This window comes from Nocardia cyriacigeorgica, from assembly GCF_005863245.1.
GTDB lineage: Bacteria > Actinomycetota > Actinomycetes > Mycobacteriales > Mycobacteriaceae > Nocardia > Nocardia cyriacigeorgica_C.
The window spans coordinates 233,777-254,091 of record NZ_VBUT01000004.1 but is presented as its reverse complement, the minus strand read 5'-3'; the positions used below and the strand labels follow the sequence as shown (position 1 = coordinate 254,091).

21 protein-coding genes, 1 tRNA gene and 1 other RNA gene are annotated in these 20,315 nt (G+C 67.8%); 12 read left to right on the top strand and 11 right to left on the bottom strand.

The annotated features are described in order from the left end of the window. Positions 1–3: 3 nt before the first annotated feature. Positions 4–546 carry a DUF309 domain-containing protein gene (locus tag FEK34_RS11130; protein WP_138447775.1) on the bottom strand — a complete coding sequence of 181 codons (543 nt, stop codon included), beginning with the start codon at positions 544–546 and terminating at the stop codon, positions 4–6. A gap of 439 nt (positions 547–985) precedes the next feature. Between FEK34_RS11130 and FEK34_RS11125 the strand changes: the two genes are divergently transcribed. Next, the gene (locus FEK34_RS11125) at positions 986–1,198 is read left to right on the top strand and encodes a DUF397 domain-containing protein (protein WP_036531994.1); all 213 of its coding nucleotides are present in this window, start codon (positions 986–988) and stop codon (positions 1,196–1,198) included. 69 nt (positions 1,199–1,267) lie between these two features. On the opposite strand, the gene qcrB is transcribed toward FEK34_RS11125, so the two are convergent. Then, a complete protein-coding gene (qcrB, locus tag FEK34_RS11120; protein ID WP_138447774.1) occupies positions 1,268–2,884 on the bottom strand; it encodes a cytochrome bc1 complex cytochrome b subunit in 1,617 nt (538 codons plus the stop codon). 127 nt (positions 2,885–3,011) lie between these two features. Between qcrB and FEK34_RS11115 the strand changes: the two genes are divergently transcribed. Next, positions 3,012–4,694 carry a WS/DGAT domain-containing protein gene (locus FEK34_RS11115; RefSeq protein ID WP_138447773.1) on the top strand — a complete coding sequence of 561 codons (1,683 nt, stop codon included), beginning with the start codon at positions 3,012–3,014 and terminating at the stop codon, positions 4,692–4,694. A gap of 58 nt (positions 4,695–4,752) precedes the next feature. Here the strand turns inward: FEK34_RS11115 and FEK34_RS11110 are convergent, their stop codons facing one another. Then, entirely contained in the window at positions 4,753–5,193 is a 441-nt protein-coding gene (locus FEK34_RS11110; protein WP_138447772.1) for an SRPBCC family protein, read from the bottom strand. Between the two features lie 186 nt (positions 5,194–5,379). On the opposite strand from FEK34_RS11110, the gene FEK34_RS11105 reads away from it, so the two are divergent. Then, positions 5,380–6,156 carry an SDR family oxidoreductase gene (locus tag FEK34_RS11105; RefSeq protein WP_138447771.1) on the top strand — a complete coding sequence of 259 codons (777 nt, stop codon included), beginning with the start codon at positions 5,380–5,382 and terminating at the stop codon, positions 6,154–6,156. 7 nt (positions 6,157–6,163) lie between these two features. On the opposite strand, the gene FEK34_RS11100 is transcribed toward FEK34_RS11105, so the two are convergent. Next, positions 6,164–6,520 carry a DUF6968 family protein gene (locus FEK34_RS11100; RefSeq protein ID WP_249358986.1) on the bottom strand — a complete coding sequence of 119 codons (357 nt, stop codon included), beginning with the start codon at positions 6,518–6,520 and terminating at the stop codon, positions 6,164–6,166. A 178-nt stretch (positions 6,521–6,698) separates the two neighbouring features. On the opposite strand from FEK34_RS11100, the gene FEK34_RS11095 reads away from it, so the two are divergent. Beyond that, the gene (locus FEK34_RS11095) at positions 6,699–7,688 is read left to right on the top strand and encodes a phosphatase PAP2 family protein (protein WP_138447770.1); all 990 of its coding nucleotides are present in this window, start codon (positions 6,699–6,701) and stop codon (positions 7,686–7,688) included. Between the two features lie 6 nt (positions 7,689–7,694). On the opposite strand, the gene FEK34_RS11090 is transcribed toward FEK34_RS11095, so the two are convergent. Further along, the gene (locus FEK34_RS11090; protein ID WP_138447769.1) at positions 7,695–8,399 is read right to left on the bottom strand and encodes a hypothetical protein; all 705 of its coding nucleotides are present in this window, start codon (positions 8,397–8,399) and stop codon (positions 7,695–7,697) included. Between the two features lie 236 nt (positions 8,400–8,635). Between FEK34_RS11090 and FEK34_RS11085 the strand changes: the two genes are divergently transcribed. Then, a complete protein-coding gene (locus FEK34_RS11085) occupies positions 8,636–9,352 on the top strand; it encodes an MBL fold metallo-hydrolase (protein WP_138447768.1) in 717 nt (238 codons plus the stop codon). A gap of 10 nt (positions 9,353–9,362) precedes the next feature. Then, positions 9,363–10,145, top strand: a complete 783-nt coding sequence (locus FEK34_RS11080) for a Mut7-C RNAse domain-containing protein (RefSeq protein WP_138447767.1) — start codon at positions 9,363–9,365, stop codon at positions 10,143–10,145. Here FEK34_RS11080 and FEK34_RS11075 read toward each other — a convergent pair. From FEK34_RS11075 to FEK34_RS11065, 3 genes are all read right to left on the bottom strand, one after another. Then, complete coding sequence (locus tag FEK34_RS11075; protein ID WP_138447766.1) at positions 10,142–11,032, bottom strand: SecDF P1 head subdomain-containing protein; 891 nt, start codon at positions 11,030–11,032, stop codon at positions 10,142–10,144. The two genes, FEK34_RS11080 and FEK34_RS11075, sit on opposite strands and share 4 nt — an antisense overlap. 401 nt (positions 11,033–11,433) lie before the next feature. Next, a tRNA-Ser gene (locus FEK34_RS11070) sits at positions 11,434–11,518 on the bottom strand. Positions 11,519–11,605: 87 nt separating this feature from the next. After that, positions 11,606–12,580: a hypothetical protein gene (locus tag FEK34_RS11065; RefSeq protein ID WP_138447765.1), complete on the bottom strand. Its 975-nt coding sequence runs from the start codon at positions 12,578–12,580 to the stop codon at positions 11,606–11,608. A gap of 120 nt (positions 12,581–12,700) precedes the next feature. Between FEK34_RS11065 and ffs the strand changes: the two genes are divergently transcribed. Both ffs and FEK34_RS11055 read left to right on the top strand, forming a co-directional pair. Beyond that, positions 12,701–12,795: signal recognition particle sRNA small type (gene ffs / locus FEK34_RS11060), an RNA gene on the top strand. Between the two features lie 107 nt (positions 12,796–12,902). Continuing rightward, positions 12,903–14,192 (top strand): aminotransferase class I/II-fold pyridoxal phosphate-dependent enzyme, encoded by a 1,290-nt coding sequence (locus FEK34_RS11055; protein ID WP_138447764.1) that lies wholly within the window; start codon positions 12,903–12,905, stop codon positions 14,190–14,192. Positions 14,193–14,271: 79 nt separating this feature from the next. Here the strand turns inward: FEK34_RS11055 and FEK34_RS11050 are convergent, their stop codons facing one another. Continuing rightward, entirely contained in the window at positions 14,272–15,078 is an 807-nt protein-coding gene (locus FEK34_RS11050) for a methyltransferase domain-containing protein (RefSeq protein WP_138447763.1), read from the bottom strand. Between the two features lie 209 nt (positions 15,079–15,287). Here FEK34_RS11050 and FEK34_RS11045 point away from each other — a divergent pair, with 209 nt between their 5' ends. The 4 genes from FEK34_RS11045 (at position 15,288) to FEK34_RS11030 (ending at position 19,150) form a co-directional block, all read left to right on the top strand. Next, positions 15,288–15,860, top strand: coding sequence for an HhH-GPD-type base excision DNA repair protein (locus tag FEK34_RS11045; protein ID WP_138447762.1), 573 nt, complete (start codon positions 15,288–15,290; stop codon positions 15,858–15,860). A 127-nt stretch (positions 15,861–15,987) separates the two neighbouring features. Continuing rightward, on the top strand, positions 15,988–16,548 hold the full coding sequence (locus FEK34_RS11040; RefSeq protein WP_138447761.1) for a dihydrofolate reductase family protein: 561 nt from the start codon (positions 15,988–15,990) through the stop codon (positions 16,546–16,548). A gap of 163 nt (positions 16,549–16,711) precedes the next feature. Further along, complete coding sequence (locus FEK34_RS11035) at positions 16,712–17,425, top strand: hypothetical protein (RefSeq protein WP_138447760.1); 714 nt, start codon at positions 16,712–16,714, stop codon at positions 17,423–17,425. A gap of 456 nt (positions 17,426–17,881) precedes the next feature. Next, a complete protein-coding gene (locus FEK34_RS11030; RefSeq protein ID WP_138447759.1) occupies positions 17,882–19,150 on the top strand; it encodes an ROK family transcriptional regulator in 1,269 nt (422 codons plus the stop codon). A gap of 71 nt (positions 19,151–19,221) precedes the next feature. Here the strand turns inward: FEK34_RS11030 and FEK34_RS11025 are convergent, their stop codons facing one another. After that, positions 19,222–19,410, bottom strand: a complete 189-nt coding sequence (locus FEK34_RS11025; protein WP_138447758.1) for a DUF397 domain-containing protein — start codon at positions 19,408–19,410, stop codon at positions 19,222–19,224. Beyond that, complete coding sequence (locus tag FEK34_RS11020; protein WP_138447757.1) at positions 19,407–20,288, bottom strand: helix-turn-helix domain-containing protein; 882 nt, start codon at positions 20,286–20,288, stop codon at positions 19,407–19,409. Before FEK34_RS11020 ends, FEK34_RS11025 begins: the two co-directional genes overlap by 4 nt. Positions 20,289–20,315 lie beyond the last annotated feature (27 nt).

The window sequence follows — 20,315 nt, the reverse complement described above, 5'->3', positions numbered from 1 at the left end:
TGGTCAGCCCGGCCGGGAGGTGGCGACGCACAGGCGCGGCTCGAGTCTGTCCTGGGGGATCGGCACACCGGCCTCCAGATCGGCGAGCAGGCTCTGCGCGTGTGCGATCAAACCCGCGCCATCGATGCCGTACGGAAAGGAGCGGGGGCTTTCCACATCGGATTCGGTGTAATCAGAATCACTCTCGAAATCGCCCCCGAACTCCGAAAGCCGGTTTATCGCTCGCGTCAGCAGGGTATGCGCGCCCTTCGGGTTCCCGCGCTGAATGTGGGTGAGCCCCACGGCATACTGCGCAAGGCCCTGCCACAGCATCCGTTCGGCGAACGGGCCGTTCTTCCAGGCCGCCTCCAAAACCTCGTGTGCGTTGAATGCCAGGCCGTCGTCGAGCAGTTGCTGAGCGTAGGTGAGAGTTTGCTGGGGTGGCAGATTCAGGTCATCCGGAATTCGGGGAACACCCTGGCTACCCGGCGGCAGTGGGCGCCCGAGCCGGTCTCGGGGACGGGCGTTGAGGGCGCGACCTGTGGCGTCGCGATCGCGTTCGACCATGTCCTCCATGATCCACGCCGCTGCGGCGTTGTGCTCGCGCGGAGTATCGGATCGCGCATTTATGACCGATCACAGTCCAATCACATCCGATGAATACTTCAACTACCGAAACCGTCTCAGAAAGAAAGCGGGAAGCTGGCAATGTTTCCGCAACGGCAAAACTTCGCAAGCTTGGCAAAAGTGTTGTGGTAGTGGGCAAGAGCCCGGCAAACTATGGATGAACCTGCTAGGGTTCACTGCGCGAGGCCCGCCCACGTGGGTGTTTTCGCCTCGCCGCCCGTGCGTTCTCGGAAATGCGAGTGCAGACAGGCGCACCGGGGAAGTTGCGCGCTATCACCAGGCGCACCACGGCGTTCGTCGTTCGGTGTCGGATGCCGGTTGATCGGAGCAAGTCAGAAGTCAGAACAAAATATCGTGACGCAGCAAAGGAGTCGGTGCCGTGGAGGTTGATTTGACGGGCGCTGTGTGGCGGAAGAGCCGGCACAGTGGCCCGGACGGGAACTGCGTGGAAGTCGCGCATCTCGTCGACGGCAACGTGGCGGTCCGGGACACCAAGGACAGCGGGAACGGACCGGTGCTGGCCTTCGCCCCCGGCGAGTGGGACGCATTCCTAACCGGCCTGGCCAGTGGCCAGTTCGGGCGCCGACAGTAGCGTCGGGCCGCAGCCGCAACACAGCATCACGGGCCCCGGGTCGATTCGGACTCGGGGCCTTCGCAGTGGTCAGTGCCCGGATTCGAGGTCCTGCTGTTTGCGCAGCACGGCGAGCTGCCGGTGCTCCTCTTCCTCTTCGATCGCCAGATTGCGCTCGGATTCCTCGCGCGGATCGGCGCGCAGCAAACTGCCGGTGCCGGGTTTGCCGGCCAGGCCGAGCTTGTTCATCTTCTTGGGCACCGGCGCGCCCTGGTACTCCAGCGGGATGGGATGCCCGTGCTCGTCGACCGGGCCCAGCGGCTGATGCACCTCGATGTACTCACCGTGCGGCAGCCGCTTGATCACGCCGGTCTCGATGCCGTGCTCGAGCACCGCCCGGTCGCTGCGCTGCAAGCCGAGGCAGAACCGGTAGGCCAGGAAGTAGGCGAGCGGCGGGCCGACCAGCAGCCCGATGCGTCCGGCCCAGGTGGTGGCGTTCAAGGAGATGTTGAACTTGTAGGCGATGATGTCGTTGACGCAGGCCAGCGTGAGCACCACGTAGAACGTGATGGCCATGGCGCCGATCGCCGTGCGCACCGGGACGTCGCGGGGGCGTTGCAGCAGGTTGTGGTGGGCTCTGTCGCCGGTGAGCCGTTTCTCGATCCACGGGTAGGCGATCAGCAGCACGAACACCAGGCCCATGGTCAGCGCCACCCAGGTCACCGCGGGCACGGTGTAGCGGCCCAGATACAGCTCCCACGGCGGCATCAGCCGGGCGAGGCCGTCGGTCCACATCATGTAGAAGTCGGGCTGCGAACCGGCCGAGACCTGCGACGGGTTGTAGGGACCGATATTCCAGATGGGATTGATCTGAAGCAGCCCGCCCATCAGCCCGACGACGCCGAGGGTGAAGGCGAAGAACGCACCCTGATCGGCGGCGAACACCGGCACGATGCGCGCGCCCACCACGTTCTTCTCGCTGCGGCCGGGCCCTGGGAACTGGGTGTGCTTCTGGTACCAGACGATCGCGATATGCGCGGCGATCAGCGCCAGCATGATGCCGGGGAACAGCAGCACGTGCGCGATGTACAGGCGCGGGATGATGATGTCGCCGGGGAAGTCGCCGCCGAACATCAGCCAGTGCAACCAGGTGCCGATGACGGGCAACCCGATGGTGATGCCGGAGAACGCCGCCCGCAGACCGGTGCCGGAGAGCAGGTCGTCGGGCAGCGAGTAGCCGAAGAAGCCCTCGAACATCGCCATGATCAGCAGCAGCGAACCGATCACCCAGTTCGCCTCGCGCGGCTTGCGGAACGCACCGGTGAAGAAGATGCGCAGCAGGTGCACGATGATCGAGGCCGCGAACAGCAGCGCCGCCCAGTGATGCACTTGCCGCACGAACAGGCCACCGCGCACCTCGAACGAGATGTTCAGCGCCGTCTCGTACGCCCGCGACATGCCGACACCGCGCAGCGGCTGGTAGGCGCCGTCGTAGATCACGTGGCTCATCGACGGGTCGAAGTACAGCGTCAGGTACACGCCGGACAGCAGCAGGATGATGAACGAGTAGAGCGCGATCTCGCCCAGCAGGAACGACCAGTGCGTCGGGAAGACCTTGTTGATCGAGCGCTTCATGAATGCCGCGGCGCGATATCGATCGTCCACCGCGTTGGCCTGCGAACTAATAGTGCGAGCTAGTGCAGCCATAGTCGACACCCGACCCTGAGGAGAGTGAATTGGGTTCTACTACAGACGGTAGCACCGCGTGCGGTGCCGAGTCGATGGTTTTCTGCCCACCTCCGCCGTCTCGCCACCGGGTCGTTATCGTCGCCGCATGAGGATGGTGGGGCGGCCCGGTGCCATGGTGCGGCCGCAGGACGCGACGATGTACTGGCTGTCCCGCCGCACCCGCAACGACCTGTTCCTGCTCTACTGCTTCGCCGAATCCGAGCTGGGCACCGATCAGCTGTGCGCGACCATCGCCCGCCGCAGCGCCACCATCCCCGACCTCTGCGTGCGCCTGCGCCCAGCACCCCGCGACCTCGCCTACCCGACCTGGGTGCCGTGCCCGTTCAACCCTGAACAGTTCGTCGAACACCGACTCCCGCAAACGGATTGGGCGCATCTCGAGCAAGCGCTGGGCGAGGTGCTCGCAACAGGAGTCGACGCCGCCATCCATCCGTGGCGGATCCACGTCTTCCGCGGAATCACCGGGGCGCCGCTGCCGTCGCCGGGGGAGGACGCCCTCCACGAGGTCGAATCCGCGGCCCCGCAGCGGGTCACCGTCGCTGTGTTGCAGATGTCGCATGCGCTGGCCGATGGAAAACGTGCGGCCGACCTGGCGCGCGCTCTATTCGCCCCGGACCCGGAGGCCGTCGAGACCTCGCCGCAGGCCCCCGCTGCGCGGCCACACCATCGCCATGCGTCGGACTCGGGCCTGCCGGTATCCGCGGGCGGGGATGTCGCGCACGCTGATCGCCCCGGTGACGACATCGGCCTGCCGTCCGGCGCCCTCGGTTCGTCCCACCCGCCGCGGCTGACGCGTCACCTCGAGACCAACGGGTACGAACGGTTCCGCACCGTCGTCGAAGCGGTCCGGTTCGGTTCAGCGGCCGCCGCGATTCCGGTGCGGATGGCGCGCACCATGGCGGGCGGTGTCAGCGCGTTTCGTGCCCAACGCGCGCTGGGGGAGTTGACCGAAGCCGGGGAGTTGCCGGAGGCGGGTGGCGGTTTCGCCCCGAGTGTGGTGAACGGCCCTGGAGAAGTCGGCGGGCATCGGGTGCGGATGATCGTGTGCCCGGCGGCGCAGTTGCGGCCGCCGGGGTTCAGCGTGACGGTGGTGGCGCTGACCGCCGTGTCGATCGCGCTGGAGCGGTATCTGGAACGCCGGGGAGCGCTGCCGGACCGGCTGGGCGCGCAAGTTCCGATGGCACTGCCCGCACCGGGCCTGTCCGATAGACGCGATGAGAACCTGGTCCGCCGGGCGGCCAACACCATCGGCGGGTTCGTGCGGGGGGCGCCGGTGCCGCGCAACAACTACCGCAGCCTCGGCGTCGACCTGTGCGCCGACGAGCCGGATCCGCGCCGCCGCGCCGAGCGGATCGCCGCCGATCTGGCCGCCCGCCGCACCCGCGCGATCCATCCGCTGCTGTCGGTGCAGGACCGCGTCACCGCCTCGCTGCCGGCGCCGATCCTGCGCCGTGACGTCGACCGCTATCCGATCGACACCGTCCCCGACGCGCTCGCCGGCCACACCGTCGTCTCCAGCGTCTACCGCGGCCCGGCCGATCTGACCTTCGGCGGCGCACCCGTGCTGTTCACCGCGGGCTTCCCCGCCCTCGGCGCCGTCATGCACCTCACCCACGGCGTCCACGGACTCGGCGACACCGTGACGATCTCGGTGCATGCCGACCCCGAGACGATGCCTGACCTGGACTTCTACGCCGACCTGCTCCGCGCGGCCGTGGACGAGGTGGGCGCTCGCGTCCGCGATGCGGGTTCCGGCCCGGTGGACTGATCAGATCGTGCCCGTCGCCGCGGTCTGTAGATCGAACTCGAATCGGGTCCGCATGCCTCTACTCCGTTGCGTCTTCGAGCAGTGCCTTCAGATTCGCGAAGTTCGAGGCGAAGTCCTTGCGCAGGCTCCGCGCCACCAGTGGGTCGGCGAGGGCGAACAACCCCTTCTGCTCCATCCGCATATCGCAGCTGAGCCGCGTGCCGCCCGCCTCGGGTTCGGTCCGGTAGGAGACCTCCATGCGGCTCGGGCCGGTGGCGGCGGTGAACGCGACTTCGCGGTTCGGTTCGAAACGGACGTACTCGTTGGTGAGTTCGAGGCGGCGGCCGAGGAAGGAGCGGACCGCGAGGTGCCGGGTGCCGACGCCGATCGGGCCGTCGGTGGTGCGGCGCACTTCCACCAGGCCGTCCTGCCAGGCCGGGGCGTTCGTCTGGTCGGCGACGTAGTCGAACACGACGTCGACGGGGCGATCGATCAGCACGCTGTCGCTCACTTCGATCATGGCCGCCACTTCCCTCGGATAGGGCGCGAACTTCCTACCGAGATCTTCGCACCATCGATGCGACAGTGGTCACTGTTCGGCCAGGCCGTCACATTCCGTGGCCCGCCCTCGTCTCCAGACAGAGACCGAAAAACTGCTGATCACCGCGGGCGATCGCGCGGTGGTCCGACGGAACGGAGAACGGCGATGCCTTCGAATATCTTGCTCACCGGCGGTACCGGCACCCTCGGACGTCAGGTGACGCCGCTGCTGCGTCAGGCGGGTGTGCCGTTTCGGGTGCTGACCCGGCGCGATTCCGGCATCCGCGACGGCATCGACTACGTCACCGGCGACCTGTCGACGAACAACGGCATCGATGCCGCGGTGTCCGGTACCGACACCATCCTGCACCTGGCGGGTGACGCGAAGACCGACGCCGACACCACGCGCACCCTGATGACCGCGGCCGCCCGCGCCGGCGTGCGGCACGTCGTCTACATCTCGGTCACCGCTCCGGATTCGCTGCCGGTGCGCTACTACCGGCAGAAGGCGGCCGCCGAGCAGATCGTGACGCAGTCGGGCATCCCGTGGACGACGTTGCGGGCGGCGCAATTCCACGACCTGCTGTTCGGCGTCGTCCGCGCGCTGGCGAAATCACCGGTGATTCCCGCGCCCGGCGGGCTGCGGGCCCAGCCGGTGGAGACGGCCGAGGTCGCGCAACGCCTGGTCGAACTCACGCTCGCCGAGCCGGCGGGGCTGGTCCGCGATCTGGTCGGGCCGGAGGTGCTCGAGTTGTCCGAACTCACCCGTCAGTACCTGCGGGCCACCGGAAAACGGCGGCTGCTGGTGCCGATCCGGGTGCCCGGCGCGATGGGTCGCGCCTACCGGGCGGGCGACAATCTCGTCTTCGGCTGCGACGTGGGCACGCGCACTTGGGCCGATTTCCTCGCCGAACGTACCGGCCTGGCCGAGCACGCCGGGTGAGGCTCGGTCAGCGGGCGGCGGCCTCGACGGCGCCGGGCCCGACGGTGGCGCCTTCGAAGAACTGGGTTTCGCTCATGCCGAGGCGCGAGGTGACCAGCTCCAATGCCAGCCGCACCACCGACATCTCATCGGGCGCCACTACCTGGGACTGTTCCAGCCGGGAGGTGCCGCGTTCGACCCGGATCCGGCAGCGCCAGCCGCGCCCGGTGGCGTACGGCTCGGGGCGTCCGATCATCACGCGCACCGCCGCGCCGTCGACGGTGAACTGCTTGGTGGCCAGCAAATCACCGGCGGAGGTGTCGGCCGCGATCATGCCGCCACGTCCGGCCCGGGCGCGGTGGCCGCTATTGGTGGTGTTCCCCATCGAAATCTCCCGGTCCCATGCGAACGGCCTGGGAGTCGTGCTGCTCCCGTCGGGCATGACCGTATCGGCTGGAAGCGAAATCAGCAACACTTCAGCAAACGAGTTCACTCGCGTGTCATCTCCCCGACTTGTGCCGGATGTCGTCCGAGTAACCGCGCCGGGCATGGAAACTGGATAGATGGGCGTGCCAACGGCGAACGCTCCGGCCGCGCAACAGCAGCGACCGGCGCGCCGACTGTTCCGTAGCGGGGTCTGGTGCGGATACCTTGCGGCCTTGGCCGTCGTCAGCATCGTCTTCGGCATACCCACCGATCGCATCTATCAGGCCGCCTGGATCATGGTCGGCATCGCGGCCTTCAACCCGTATCGGCCGTGGCGCGAACACGTGCGGATCCTGATCGACTGGGTGCCGTTGATCGCCGCGCTGGTGGTGTACGACCACACCCGCGGGATCGCCGACAAACTCGGTATGCCGGTGCGGGTGGAGGAGCTGGTCTCGGCGGAGAGCTGGCTGTTCGGCGGCACCATTCCGACGGTGTGGCTGCAAGAGCGGCTGATGACCGGCGACGAGCGGCCGTGGTGGTCGATCCTCACCGGCATCGTCTACACCAGCCATTTCATCGTCCCCTGGCTGGTGGCGGCCATCTTCTATGTGCAGTCGCGCGGCCGCTGGTCGAAGTACATGCGCCGAATCGTGCTGCTGTCGTATCTGGGCCTGCTCACCTACATCCTGGTGCCAGCGGCACCGCCCTGGTACGCCTCGCGCGAGGGCGTGATACCCGAGGACGTCGGCCGGGTCAGCGGCTTCGGATTCGGCATGGTCTCCTTCGATACGAGCGCCGATTGGCTGGAAGCGCAAGGCAATCTGGTCGCCGCGCTGCCGTCGCTGCATGCCGCGTTCTCGCTGATGGTGACGGTGGCGCTGTGGCCATACGCGCCGAAATGGTTCCGGGTGATCCTGGCGCTGTACCCGCCGGCGATGGCGTTCACGCTGATCTACGGCGGCGAGCACTACACGATCGATGTGCTGCTGGGCTGGGTCTATGTCGGGGTGACGATCCTGCTCGCGCGGGCCTGGGAGCGGCGCAGGCCGCCGCCTCCGGACGAACCGCGTGAGCCGCCGGTAGTCGAGGCGGAGTCGACTACCGACGGCGTTCGGGACGGCTGAAGCCGGTTACTTCGCGCGCGGGGTGAACGGCTGGTTGATCGTGGTGAAGTACTGGGCCAGGGCCGCGATGGCGATGGGCGCGGTCACCAGCAGCTGCCCGGCGATGGTGCCGAGGGCGCCCATGGCGAGGATGCCGCCGAGGCAGCCGACGGCCGCGGCCGGGATGAACGGGCCGAACATGCCGACGATCGTCGCCGCCGCCACCGTCGCGCCCGCGATGCCGCCAAGGACGCAGCCGACGGCCGCGCCGCCGAGCCCGCCCACCAGCGTGCCGATCGAGGCGCCGGTGGCGATGGTGTCCTTCAGCCTGGTGAAGGCCGCCACCTCACGGTCGTAGGGAGTGGCCCAGCGGGCGTGGTCCTCGAACGGCAGCGCCACCGGCCGGTAGACGGCGTGCTCGAGGTCGAAGCGGGGAGTGAGGGTGGCGGTCAGGCCGTTGATCTCGGCCGCGATCGGGAAGACGAAATCGTCGACCCGGAACTCGAGCGGTGTGCCGGCGAGGACGGTGCCGTCGCCGGCCTTGATCGCGAAGATCCCGCCCTCGGTGCTGAGCGCGCCCGAGTCGACGCTGATGACGGTGTTGGACGGGGTGGTGGTCGCGGTGAAGTTCACCGCTGGCGGGGTGTGCGGGTCCCCACCGGCAGGTCCGACCGTGAGGACGGTGGCTGCGATGGCCAGGGTGGACACGGCAGCGATCTTGCGCAAGAACATCGGACGAAACCTCCAGGGCGGGCTGCTGATTCGAAGTTGCCGGTAACCTTCGCAGCCGCGGCTGAAGCCAGCCTGAAGCAACCTGAATTCGTCTTCAGCAAGCGCGCTCGCGGGTGTTTGCCGAATATCTGTTCGAAGGACATTCCGGTGCCAGGTATTCGCGAGTAGACTGCGAGACCGGTGTTCGACGCGCGTGTTCAAGCAGTGGGGGACCGGTACTAGCAGGGGATTCGGCTATGGATACCCACACCGACGAGATCGCGGACGGCATCTACCGCATCTCGACATTCATTCCTGAGGTCGGGCCCGCCGGGTTCACCTTCAATCAGTTCTTCGTCGATGCCGAGGAACCGCTGCTGTTCCACTGCGGCATGCGGGCGCTGTTCCCGCTGGTCTCGGCGCAGATCGAGCGGATAAGGCCGGTCGAGCAGCTGCGCTGGATCACCTTCGGCCACGTCGAGGCCGACGAATGCGGCGCCATGAATCAGTTCCTCGCGGCCGCGCCGAACGCCCAGGTCGCCCACGGTGTACTGGGTTGTGAGGTCTCCATCGACGATATGGCCGACCGGCCGCCGCGCCGGATGGCCGACGGCGAGGTCCTCGATATCGGTGGCCGCCGCATCCAGCATTTCGACACACCGCACGCCCCGCACAACTGGGAGGCGCGGGTGCTCTACGAGCAGACCACCGGGGTGCTGTTCTGCGGCGATCTGATGAGCCAACTCGGCAAGGGCCCGGCCCTGACTTCCGCCGATCTGGTCGAGCCCGCCGCGATGGCCGAAGACGTCTTCCACGCGACCTCGCTCGGCCCGGCCGTTCCCGCCGCGCTGTACAAGCTCGCCGAGCTCGAGCCGACCACCTTGGCGATCATGCACGGGTCCAGCTTCGTCGGTGACGGTGCGACCGCGCTGCGCGCATTGGCCGGGGATTACGAGCAGCGGCTGGCCGCCTGACAATGGAGCCATGACCGCGGGTGTCGAGCTGCGCGTATACGCCGAGCTGAACGACTTCCTGCCGCCGCAGGCGCGGTACCGGATGCTGTGGCGGCCGGTGCGTCCGCATCAGACGGTCAAGGATGTGGTGGAAGCGGCGGGTGTGCCGCATACCGAGATCGATCTGCTGCTGGTCAACGGCGAATCGGTCGATTTCGGGCACCGGCCGCGTCCGGGTGACCGGCTGGCGGTGTATCCGATGTTCGAGACCCTCGATATCGGATCGCTGACCCGGGTGCGGCCCCGGCCGTTGCGTGAGCCGCGCTTCCTCGTCGACGTCAACCTGGGTGGCCTGGCCCGGCTGATGCGGCTGATGGGGCTCGACATCCGCTGCGAATTCGACGCCGCCGATGCCGAGCTCGCCCAGATCTCGGCCGCCGAACACCGCATCCTGCTCACCCGCGACCGCGGCCTGCTCGCCCGCCGCATCGTCACCCACGGGGTGTTCGTGCGCGCGGACCGGCCGGTGGACCAGATCGTCGAGGTCATCACCCGGCTCGATCTCGCCGACCGCCTCACCCCGCTGACCCGCTGTGTGCGCTGCGGCGACCGGCTCGACGACGTCGACAAACGCGATATCGCCGATCGCCTGCCCCCGCTCACCCTGCGCTACTACGACACCTTCCGGCAGTGCCGCGGGTGCGGGCGGGTCTACTGGGCCGGCGCCCATCAGCGTCGCCTGGACGACCTGATCGCGCGGATCCGCGCGGGCGTCGAGGAGCGCGGGCGGGCCGCGTCCCGCGCGCAGGCCTAGGGTTCGGTGAACGGCACCGGAAGGTCGCCGAAGCGCAGCGAGTTGGCCAGCTCCTCGGCCGATTCGGCGGTGAAGTTCCCGGAGATCAGCGTGGATCCGCCGGCTGTAGGCGACATGACCATCGGCGCGCTGACCACCTTCGTGTCGACGACGAAGGCGATGCGCTTGTTCATGTTCTCGGTGGTGAAATCCTCGAACACATCGGTGGCGTCCTTGGTGAACGTCACCTCGATCGAGTGCCGGTTCGACCCGGGTTCGAGCCGGGTTTTCGCGTCGGAGATGCTGCGGTTGTCGAGCACCGAGGGGCCGAGCAGCATGACCTCGGTGCCGTCGGCGGCGCAGGTCACCAGCGGGAGCGCCGGATCGTCGGCGCTGCGCAGCGGATCGGCCGCGCCGCAGTCGAGTTCGGCGACGGCCTGCTGCTGGATCGCGGGATCGGTGCTCTGCCTGGTGGTTTCGGCGGTAGTCGCGTCGGGGGCCGCGTGCCCGGAGCCGGCCGGAGGCACCGCCGTGAGGACCGGACGCAGCGTCAGCTTGCCGGTCTGGGCGAGCCTGCGCGCCGCCGTGCCGTCGTCGTCGGGGACGGTGACCACCAGGGTGTCGTCCTTGATCGTCACGGTCGTGCCCGGCAGTCGCATGCCTTCGGCGCGCCACAGGATGATCTGCCTGGCGGCGCTCATGGTTTCCGGCGACGGCGGTGTGCCGTCGGCGGTCTGCGCGGTGAGGACCACAGGTATGCCGGGCGGCGCTTGGGTTGTAGAAGCCGGTGTCGTGGTCTCGGGTAGTGCCTGACCAGCGGTGTCGCACCCGGTGAGCAACGCCGCACCGGCGATCGACACCAGCACCGCGGCCCGCGCACGTCCGGACCACGCGCTCTTGCTCGTCATCGGAACCCCCCGATCTCGGCTACGTCCGTTCGAGCGTAATCGACACCGCCGCGCTCGGCAGCCGATAGCGCTCGGCTCCAAGCGGTCCGAGGCGCGCAGCCCGGGCGGCCCGAAATGCACCGACCGCGTCGGGTCGAGTGCTGGTACCGGCGACGGTCCGAGTGGCATCGCTCGCGTGCGAGCCGCATCGCCGGCGTCGGTCGAGTGGTGCTGTGCCGGGCGGCCCGAGGTGCATTGCCTGCGCGGGGGTCGAGTGGTGGTGCCTGCGCCGGTCCGAGTGGCATCGCTCGGGCGCGAGTCGCATCGCCGGCGCGAAACGATGCCATCGCCGCACCCCCGGCAGGACCATCGCAAACGAAAACCGGCCCGGTTGCGTTACCGCATCCGGGCCGGTCTCTCGGCGGAGGATAGGGGATTTGAACCCCTGAGGGCGTTAACCCAACCCGCGTTCCAGGCGAGCGCCATAGGCCACTAGGCGAATCCTCCGTGGTGCAGCATACCGGCTGGACCCCGGCCGATGCCAAACGGGCCGGTCGCGGCGCTCATCCGCGCTGGTGCGCGGCGTCGTGCCGGTTATTTACGCAGGGCGTCGAGCACCTTCTTGACCTGTGCGCGGGCCGCGGCGTCGATGCCGTCGCGGTCGAAGCTGCTCATGGACGAGACGCTGATCTCGACCTTGACCGAGATATTGCTGTCGTTGACGGCGACGATGTGGTCGAGCGTGCTCGGGATGTAGTTGTAGGTGTGCTCCTGGGTGGCGTAGTAGCCGCGCTCGCCGATATCGCTCACCGTGCCGTGGTCGTAGCCGGTGCCGGTGGTTCCGGTGTCGAACTGCTTCCACATGTCGAAGCGGGGTTCGTCCTGGTACTTGGTGTCGAAGGCGACCTCGAGCGACAGCGACGCGTCGCCGCCGTCCTCGCCGGGGTTGGTGTTCTTGGCCCGGCAGCTGAGGTCGCCGCCGCCGATGCGGTCCATCGGGCCGTCCTCTTTGTGGGTGGTCTCCTCGCGGTTGACCGCCCACTGTTCGAGGACGCTGAGGTCGACCAGCTCGCAGGCGTTGCCCTCCTTGAAGGCGTAATCGCCCTCCCATGGCTCGTCGCCGCCGGAATCGGACACGCTGGAGGCGATGGCGATCACACCGCCGATGACCACGAGCAGCACCACCGCGGCGATCGAACCGCCGATGATCCACGGCGTCTTGTTGCTCGGCCGCGGCGGCGGAGGCATGAAGCCTGCCGGTGGCACGGGCTGACCGGGCGCCCACTGCTGCTGAGCACCGGGCGGGTAGGGGTTGGCGCCGCTCGGGTAGGGGTTGGCTCCCTGATACGGCGTGGCCCCACTGGCGTAGGGATTGGCGCCGCTGGCGTACGGGTCGCCGGGCGGGTTCAGATCCGAGCGCAGGATGGTCGGATCGGCCACCGGCTGATTCAGGTCGGATCGCAGGATGGTCGGATCCGCCCTGGACGGGTCGGCCCCTTGACCGGTGTTCGGGGTCTCCCACCACTGCGGTTCCGGGCCGCCGCTGCCGGGCGGATTCTGGTTGGTCATCTGTCGATCCCCTCGTGCCTGAGGGCGAAGCCCCTCCGGTATTCCCAAGGATCGTAGCCAGCGATCTTGTCGCGCGCCGCCCCCTGTCTGCACGGCTGGGCACGGACCGCTACACTGGCCGACGGATCCCGCGCGGCGCGCATCCTGTGAACTCCCCCAGGGCCGGAAGGCAGCAAGGGTCAACGGGCTCTGCCGGGTGCGCGGGGTCCCCTTTTTTATTGCCCCCAATTCGCAGCAATCGCCGGGTAACGTTGACCGGGGTGTGCCGAGTGATCGGCCCCCGTTCCCCTTACCCCCACGCTGCTTGGAAAGGCTGCCAAGGATGCCCCGGCAAACGCAGATCGGTTTGATGAGCCATGAGGAGCTCGTGTCCGAACACGAGACCCAGACCGCGAATTACGCGACGCTCAAGACCGAGAAGCTCACGCTGGACCTGACCAGGGGTAAACCCTCGCCGGAACAACTCGACCTGTCCGCGGCCCTGCTCGCGCTGCCCGGCGACGGCGATTTCCGCGACGGCACCGGCACCGACTGCCGCAACTACGGCGGCCTGCACGGCCTGCCCGAACTGCGCGCCATCTTCGGCGAGCTGCTCGGCATCCCGGTCTCGAACCTGCTCGCGGGCAACAACGCCAGCCTCGAGCTGATGCACGACGTCATCACCTTCGCCACGCTCTACGGCACCCCGGATTCGCCGCGCCGCTGGGCCGACGAGCCGACGGTCAAGTTCCTGTGCCCGAGCCCCGGCTACGACCGGCATTTCGCGATCACCGAGGCGCTCGGCTTCGAGATGATCCCGATCCCGATGCGCCACAACGGTCCCGACACCCAGGCCATCGCCGCGCTGCTGGCCGATGACCCGCAGATCAAGGGCCTGTGGGCGGTGCCCAACTACTCCAACCCGACCGGTGTGGTCTTCTCCGAAGACGTGGTGCGCGAACTGGTTTCGATGCCCGCCGCCGCCCCCGACTACCGCCTGTTCTGGGACAACGCCTACGCGGTGCACCCGCTCACCGACACCGCAGCCCCGGTGCTCGATGTGCTCGGTATGGCCGAGGCCGCGGGTAACCCGAACCGCCCCTTGGTGTTCGCCTCGACCTCCAAGATCACCTTCGCCGGCGCGGGGGTGAGCTTCATCGGCGGCTCCACCGCCAACCTGGACTGGTACCTGAGCCACGCGGGCAAGAAGAGCATCGGCCCGGACAAGATCAACCAGCTGCGCCACCTGCGGTTCTTCACCGACGCCGCCGGTGTGCGCGCACATATGCAGAAGCATCGGGCGATCCTCGAGCCGAAGTTCGCGCTGGTGCTGAAGATCCTCGAGGATCGGCTCGGGCCGTCGAAGGTGGCGTCCTGGACCGAACCCAAGGGCGGCTATTTCATCAGCCTCGACGTCATGGAGGGCACCGCCGCCCGGGTGATCAGCCTGGCCAAGGACGCCGGCATCGCGCTGACCGCCGCCGGTTCGGCCTTCCCGTACCGGAAAGATCCGGAAGACAAGAACATTCGGATCGCGCCGAGCTTCCCGTCGCTGGATGAACTGGCCAAGGCGATGGATGGCCTGGCCACCTGCGTGCTGCTGGCGGCCACCGAGAAGATGCTCGGTAAATAGTCCCAACAGGGATTCCCGAAAGTAGCGAACCCGCGGCGCCTACCACGCGCCGCGGGTTCGTCGTCTCGGTCGGATCGGGTCAGGCGGGTTTGTGGGCGAGCACCGCGAACATCGTCACCGACAGGTGGATATCGCCGCTCGCCGCGCCCGCGGCCAGATCGGCCAGCAGCTGGTCGCGCTCGGCCTCGGTGATCGAGCCGCGCGCCACCGCCATCGCCGAGATCCGTGAGACGAGCGCGCCTGCCCCGGCCGAACGCTGCTGGACCAGGGCGTGCGAGCCGATATCGTCGACGACCAGCCCGGCCTTGGTGAGCTGGCCGGGCAGGCGGCGGCCGGAGAACGGGTTGGTGGTGGCGGAGATGAGCGTGTCGACGACCCCGCGTACCACCTGATGATCGCCCGGATGCACGATCGCGGTGCCCCAATCGGCGTCCACCACCACGACCCGTCCACCGGGTTTCAGCACGCGCGCGATCTCGCGGGCGGCGCGGTCGGGTGCGGTGAGGTGCTGGAAGACGCGTTCGCACAGCACCGCGTCGAAGGTGTCGGCGCCGAACGGGATGCCGTAGGCGTCGCCGGAATGGAATTTCGCCCGCGAGCCGAGCTGGGCGGCGTTGCGTTCGGCCGCGGCCAGCAGATTCGGGTCGGGCTCCACGCCGATGGCGGTGCCGGTGGGTCCGACGGCCTCGGCGAAGGTGATGACCTCCGAGCCGGTGCCGGAGCCGATATCGACGGCGGTCTCACCGGGACGCAGCGCGAGCGCTTGATGCGCCCAGTCGCGCAGCCGCGACAATCCGGGCAGCGCGGCCTCCAGGTCGCGCACGTCGATCAGTTGTTCCTGGCCCGCCGAGTCGAAGCGGTCGGGACGTAACCCGAAGCTGTTCATTGGTGCATCCATCGTGGGTGTTGCGGATGTGGGTATCGCCGTTTGTGGCATGTGCCGAGCCTACGTGGAAAGACGTGCCCCCTTGTGACCGGAGTCACTACCGGCGAGTAGCATGCCGCGGCTTCCCGGTGGGTCCGCGACGCCGCTGCCGGTGCCGCTGCGGGGGTGGGATGATCGGGGGACATCCGGACCGCTTGGAGGAGCGCAGCATGGCCAAGTTGACTCTCGCGCAGGAACCGGAGGCCGATGAGCTGCTGTCGGAGAGCTCGCTGGCCCTGGTCATCGGTATGTTGCTGGACCAGCAGTATCCGCTCGAGCACGCCTTCCGCGGCCCGAAGAAGATCGCCGACCGGATGGGCGGGCTCGATATCCACCGGATCGCCGAGGCAGACACCGCCGAGTTCGAGGAACTGTGCGCGACCCCGCCCGCCATCCACCGCTACGGCCGCTCGATGGCCCGTCGCACCCAGGACCTGGCGCGCTACATCATCGAGCACTACAACGGCGACGTCGACGCCATCTGGACGCAAGGTGATCCGGACGGCAAAGAGGTGCTGCGCCGCCTCGAGGACCTGCCCGGCTACGGCGACCAGAAGGCCCGCATCTTCCTCGCGTTGCTCGGTAAGCAACTCGGCGTCCGTCCCAAGGGCTGGGAGGACGCCGCCGGCGCCTACGCCGAACCCGGCTCCCGCCGCTCGGCCGCCGACATCGTCGACGCCGAGACCCTGCTGGAGGTCCGCGCCTTCAAAAAACAGATGAAGGCAGCCGCCAAAAAGAGCTGAGCGCCGCCGAGAGCTACCTCAGCGAGGGCCGCTCTCGGCGAATGCCTCGCTCATGTAGCTCTCGGCGATGAATCGGCGGGGGCGGGCTCGTCTGTATCGGTAGAGGGCGAGACCGAGGAGGCTGATCGTGCGTTCGTTGGTGATCACGGAGAACATCACGGTGGACGGGTCCATCGAGATGCTGGGGGATTGGTTCGATCCGCAGGAGTCCGGCGAGGCGGATGGCTCCGACCTGCTGGAGGAACTGCACCGGCAGAACAGCCGGATGGGTGCGCTGTTGCTCGGGCGGCGGACGTTCGAGGATTTCCGCAGCTACTGGCCGCTACAGACCGACGACACCACCGGCATCACGGCCTCGCTGAACGCGGCCGACAAGTACGTGGTGTCGTCCACGATGACCGACCCGCAGTGGCAGAACTCGACCATTCTGTCCGGCGACCCGGTGAGCGAGGTGCGCTCGCTGAAGGAGCAGCCAGGCGAGGAGATCGTGGTCACCGGCAGCATCACGCTGTGCCACAGCTTGATCGGTGCAGGCCTGGTGGACGAGTACCGGTTGTTCTGCTATCCCACCGTCCAGGGCGGCGGGCGCAGGCTCTTTCCGGATGGCTATCTGATTCCGAAGCTGAAATTGCTGGACGCCAAGAGTTTTCGCAACGGGGTGTCCTACTCGTCGTACGCGCCTGCCTAGGAACGCGTCGATGAACACCGCCGCGGGCGGGTCCGAGCCGGGCGGCTCGAGGCGGTGACGCGCCCGGCTCATTGAAATCTCGCCGCATTTTAATCTCGGCAGCGGCCGCAATTCCGTCGATGCTGTTCCCCGGAAGTTTCGATGAGATGAGGGATTGCGTTTCATGAGGATGAGGAAGCTGGCCGTTATCGCGGCATTGGTGACCGTCGCGACCGGCGTAGCTGCCGGAACATCGGGTGCGGCGCCGGAAAAAGATACCGGAGCCGTCGGTTTCACCGCGCACGCGACGGAAACACAGTCGATCATCACCACCGATGCCGGATCGCTGGTGGTAGAGGACGACACATTCAAGGTCAAGGCCGCCGACGGCACGGTGCTCGCCGGAACACCGTTGCGTTTCCGGGTCGATGAATTCGAATTCCCGATCGCCGCGCAGATTTCGGACCGCACCGCGACGTTGACGCCGCAATTCGATCTCGCGCACGCGGTCTACAAGCCGGTTGCGCTGCCGTTCGAGGACAAGGCGCCGTTCAAGTCCGAATACGATCGGGAAAAGGATGCCTGGACCAGGCTGACGAGCACCATCGCGATGGGCGCCACGGTCGGCACGCTGGTCGGCGGTCTCGGCGGCGCGGCCGTCGGCTGCGTGCTCGGCGGTATCGCCGGTGCCACGGTCGCCTCGGCCACCATCATCGGGCTGTTCGGTCCGTTCATCCCCGCGGCCGCCGTCGGCTGCATCGGCGGCATCCTGGCCATCGGCGCGCTCGGCACGGTGGCCGGGCAGTTGCTGGTGACCGCGCCCGTCGCCATCGGCGCCGCGATCCAGTACTTCTCGACGATCAACCAGCCGTTCCCGGCACCGGCGCCCGCGAAGTAGGACAGACCGGTGGTTGTCCGCCCACCTGGTCCGATCCGCCTGTAATCGGCGCAGGCCGCTGTGCGGTCCGGCGCTCCGAACCCCGCCGAGCATTGCTCGGCGGGGGTTTCGGCATGTGGACCGTGGGGCTGCCTGATCCGGCCTGCCGTCGAGGCTTCATGATTCGTCAGGCAACGCCTTCACCTGCGAAAACAGTTGTGTCCGGGCGCACATCGGCGTGCCGGGGCTTGGTGAGTCGCGCGAATCGGTGTTACCTTCGATCGCATGTTCACCGGCCGTATCACCGCTCAGCGCGTCACCTATGTGACCGCTGGTCTCGGTCTGCGGCTCCCGCTCACGCGGGAACTGTGTTGTCCCTGCTGTCGCGGCTGAGCGAGTTCTCCCGCTCGCGCGTTGCCGCCTCGCCACACGTGTAGGCACGTCCCGTACTCCGGGACTTCAGCAAGGAATCCACAGATGTCCCTTCCTACCCTGGAACGCACCGTTTCTCGGTCCACTGCCCGTGTCCGCAACACCCGTCCGGTCGTCGTCGCGCCGGAGCTGCGGATTTCCGACAATCCGGCCGCCGCGGTGCTCCGGGCCGCCACCGGCGGACCCGTCTCCCGTGACAATGCCGCTCGCGCAACAGGTTTGAGCATCGCGACGGTGAACCGTCAGGTGTCGGCCCTGCTGACCGCCGGGCTGCTGCGCGAACGCCCCGACCTCACCGCCTCCGGTGCCGTCGGCAGGCCACGCGTGCCGTTCGAGATCGACCACGACTCGTACCTGACGATCAGCGTGCACATCGGCGCGGCCGTCACCAAGATCGTCGCCGCCGACCTGCGCGGACGCATTCTCGGCGGCCTGGCCATCGCCACCCCGCAGACCGGCCAGGAGTTCGCCGTCACCACCGTCGCCCGCAGCGCCCGCGCGTTCTTGCAGCGCTGGCATCGGCGTAAACCGTTGTGGGCCGGGGTCGCCATCGGCGGCCGCGTCGACCCGCAGACCGGTGTGGTCGACCATCCCAAGCTCGGCTGGCGCGCGGCTCCGCTGGGTGCGGTGCTCGCCGAGGTGCTCGAACTGCCGGTGTCGGTGGCGCCGCACGTCGAGGCCATGGCCGCATCGGAGTTGCTGCTACCCACCGGCGACCGTGACGTCACCGGACTCGCCAAAGGTAGCAGCCTCTACTTCTACGTCCGCGAAACCGCCGGTGTCGCAGTTACTTTGGACGGCCGCGTGCACACCCCGAGCAACGGCCCCGGCTCCATCGCGCACCTACCAACCGGCTCGGACGTCGAATGCACCTGCGGCCGCAAGGGTTGCTTCGAGGTGACCGTCGGCGACCGCGCCCTGCACGCGCGCGCCGTCGGCCGCGGCATCATCCCCGCCCACAACGGCACCGCGGGCACCACCATCGCCGACCTCTACCGCGCCGCCGCCGACGGCTCCCAACCGGCCCGCGACCTCCTCGCCGAACGCGCGACCATGCTCGGCCACACCGTCGCCCTCATCCGCGACCTCCTCAACCCCGACCGAGTAGTCCTGGGCGGCCAAGCCTTCACCGCCTACCGCCCCGCCCTCTCCCACGTCTCGAGGGCCTTCAACCAAGCAACCGCCCTCCCCGCCACCGACATCCGCATCACCGGCTTCGCCCCCAAAGTCCAGGAATTCGCCGCGGTCGTAACCTCCCTGAGCTCCCTCTACGCCGACCCGCTCTCCGCCCTCCGCCGCGCAACCCTCACGTAGCCGCCGAGTGGTACGTGAGGCAGGCATTCTCGGCGTGTCGCCTGCCTCATGTACCACTCACCGGCTGGTACTCAGGGGTGGATGGTGGAGAGGAAGGAGTCCCACTGGGTGGGGGTCAGGAGGAGGGGTGGGGTGGTGGGGGATTTGGAGTCGCGGACGGCGGTGGTGCCGTCTGGGAGGAAGGCGACTTCGACGCACTCCTTGGACGCACCGCTTCGACTGCTCTTGAACCAGCGAGCCTGGGATAGATCCGCGTTCACAGGGTGCACTCCTTCGCTACCCGCCGGAGCAGGGTCCGACTGTTGATCTCGTCCAGCGCAGCACGCTCGAGTACCGCGTATGCCTGCCTATACCGTTGCACGATACTGGCCTTCTCGGAGTAGAAGTCGCCCGTGTACGTTTCGGCGTAGACCGTTGTCGGCTCAGTGGAAATTCCTCGGCGATTCTTCGCGAAGTCGAGGATCACGAACGGTCCGATCTGGTCGCCGGTCGGCATCCCGGCGCTGAACGGGATGACTCGTATCGTGACGTTCGGTCGCGTGCTCGCGTCCGCGAGGGCCATTAGCTGCTTCGACATCACCCGCGGGCCGCCCACCATCCGACGTAGTACGCACTCATGCAAGATCACGTTCAACGTGATCGGACTCCGTCGACGGGTGATCAGCGCTTGGCGGCGGACCTTGAGCTGCGCCCGGTGTTCCTGCTCTGGTGGTGTGGATTCCGGGAACGCCGAACGGATGAGGGCGCGGGCATATTCGGCCGTCTGAAGCAATCCAGGTACGACGTCCGGTTGGTAGGAGACGAGTGTGGTTGCCGCCGCCTCGAGTACGACGTAGACGCTGAAGCTGGAAGGGATCACGTCCCCGAATTCGTGCCACCACGACTCGTCGGCTGTCTGCATTGCCAGGCCGACCAAGGCGGCGGTGAGTTCGTCGTTCAAGCCGTATATTTCACACAACTCCCGGACGACGACCACTCTGATGCGTGTTACCTGCCCCGTCTCCAACCTTTGCAGCGAACTCGGACTCATCTCCATCACCTCCGCTGCCTGCTCCAAACTCATCCCCATTCCCTCCCGCGCTTCCCGCAGCTGCCGCCCGAGTTCGCGGCGGGGCAGGGTGCTGGTGGTCTCCTTCATGCTTCGAATCCCCTGGGCTCTCGTGTC

Coding starts and splice junctions, on each gene's coding strand:
- FEK34_RS11130 (WP_138447775.1), bottom strand. CDS start 546: ATGGTCGAACGCGATCGCGACGCCACAGGTCGCGCCCTCAACGCCCGT.
- qcrB (WP_138447774.1), bottom strand. CDS start 2,884: ATGGCTGCACTAGCTCGCACTATTAGTTCGCAGGCCAACGCGGTGGAC.
- FEK34_RS11115 (WP_138447773.1), top strand. CDS start 3,012: ATGAGGATGGTGGGGCGGCCCGGTGCCATGGTGCGGCCGCAGGACGCG.
- FEK34_RS11110 (WP_138447772.1), bottom strand. CDS start 5,193: ATGATCGAAGTGAGCGACAGCGTGCTGATCGATCGCCCCGTCGACGTC.
- FEK34_RS11105 (WP_138447771.1), top strand. CDS start 5,380: ATGCCTTCGAATATCTTGCTCACCGGCGGTACCGGCACCCTCGGACGT.
- FEK34_RS11100 (WP_249358986.1), bottom strand. CDS start 6,520: ATGGGGAACACCACCAATAGCGGCCACCGCGCCCGGGCCGGACGTGGC.
- FEK34_RS11095 (WP_138447770.1), top strand. CDS start 6,699: ATGGGCGTGCCAACGGCGAACGCTCCGGCCGCGCAACAGCAGCGACCG.
- FEK34_RS11090 (WP_138447769.1), bottom strand. CDS start 8,399: ATGTTCTTGCGCAAGATCGCTGCCGTGTCCACCCTGGCCATCGCAGCC.
- FEK34_RS11085 (WP_138447768.1), top strand. CDS start 8,636: ATGGATACCCACACCGACGAGATCGCGGACGGCATCTACCGCATCTCG.
- FEK34_RS11080 (WP_138447767.1), top strand. CDS start 9,363: ATGACCGCGGGTGTCGAGCTGCGCGTATACGCCGAGCTGAACGACTTC.
- FEK34_RS11075 (WP_138447766.1), bottom strand. CDS start 11,032: ATGACGAGCAAGAGCGCGTGGTCCGGACGTGCGCGGGCCGCGGTGCTG.
- FEK34_RS11065 (WP_138447765.1), bottom strand. CDS start 12,580: ATGACCAACCAGAATCCGCCCGGCAGCGGCGGCCCGGAACCGCAGTGG.
- FEK34_RS11055 (WP_138447764.1), top strand. CDS start 12,903: ATGCCCCGGCAAACGCAGATCGGTTTGATGAGCCATGAGGAGCTCGTG.
- FEK34_RS11050 (WP_138447763.1), bottom strand. CDS start 15,078: ATGAACAGCTTCGGGTTACGTCCCGACCGCTTCGACTCGGCGGGCCAG.
- FEK34_RS11045 (WP_138447762.1), top strand. CDS start 15,288: ATGGCCAAGTTGACTCTCGCGCAGGAACCGGAGGCCGATGAGCTGCTG.
- FEK34_RS11035 (WP_138447760.1), top strand. CDS start 16,712: ATGAGGATGAGGAAGCTGGCCGTTATCGCGGCATTGGTGACCGTCGCG.
- FEK34_RS11030 (WP_138447759.1), top strand. CDS start 17,882: ATGTCCCTTCCTACCCTGGAACGCACCGTTTCTCGGTCCACTGCCCGT.
- FEK34_RS11020 (WP_138447757.1), bottom strand. CDS start 20,288: ATGAAGGAGACCACCAGCACCCTGCCCCGCCGCGAACTCGGGCGGCAG.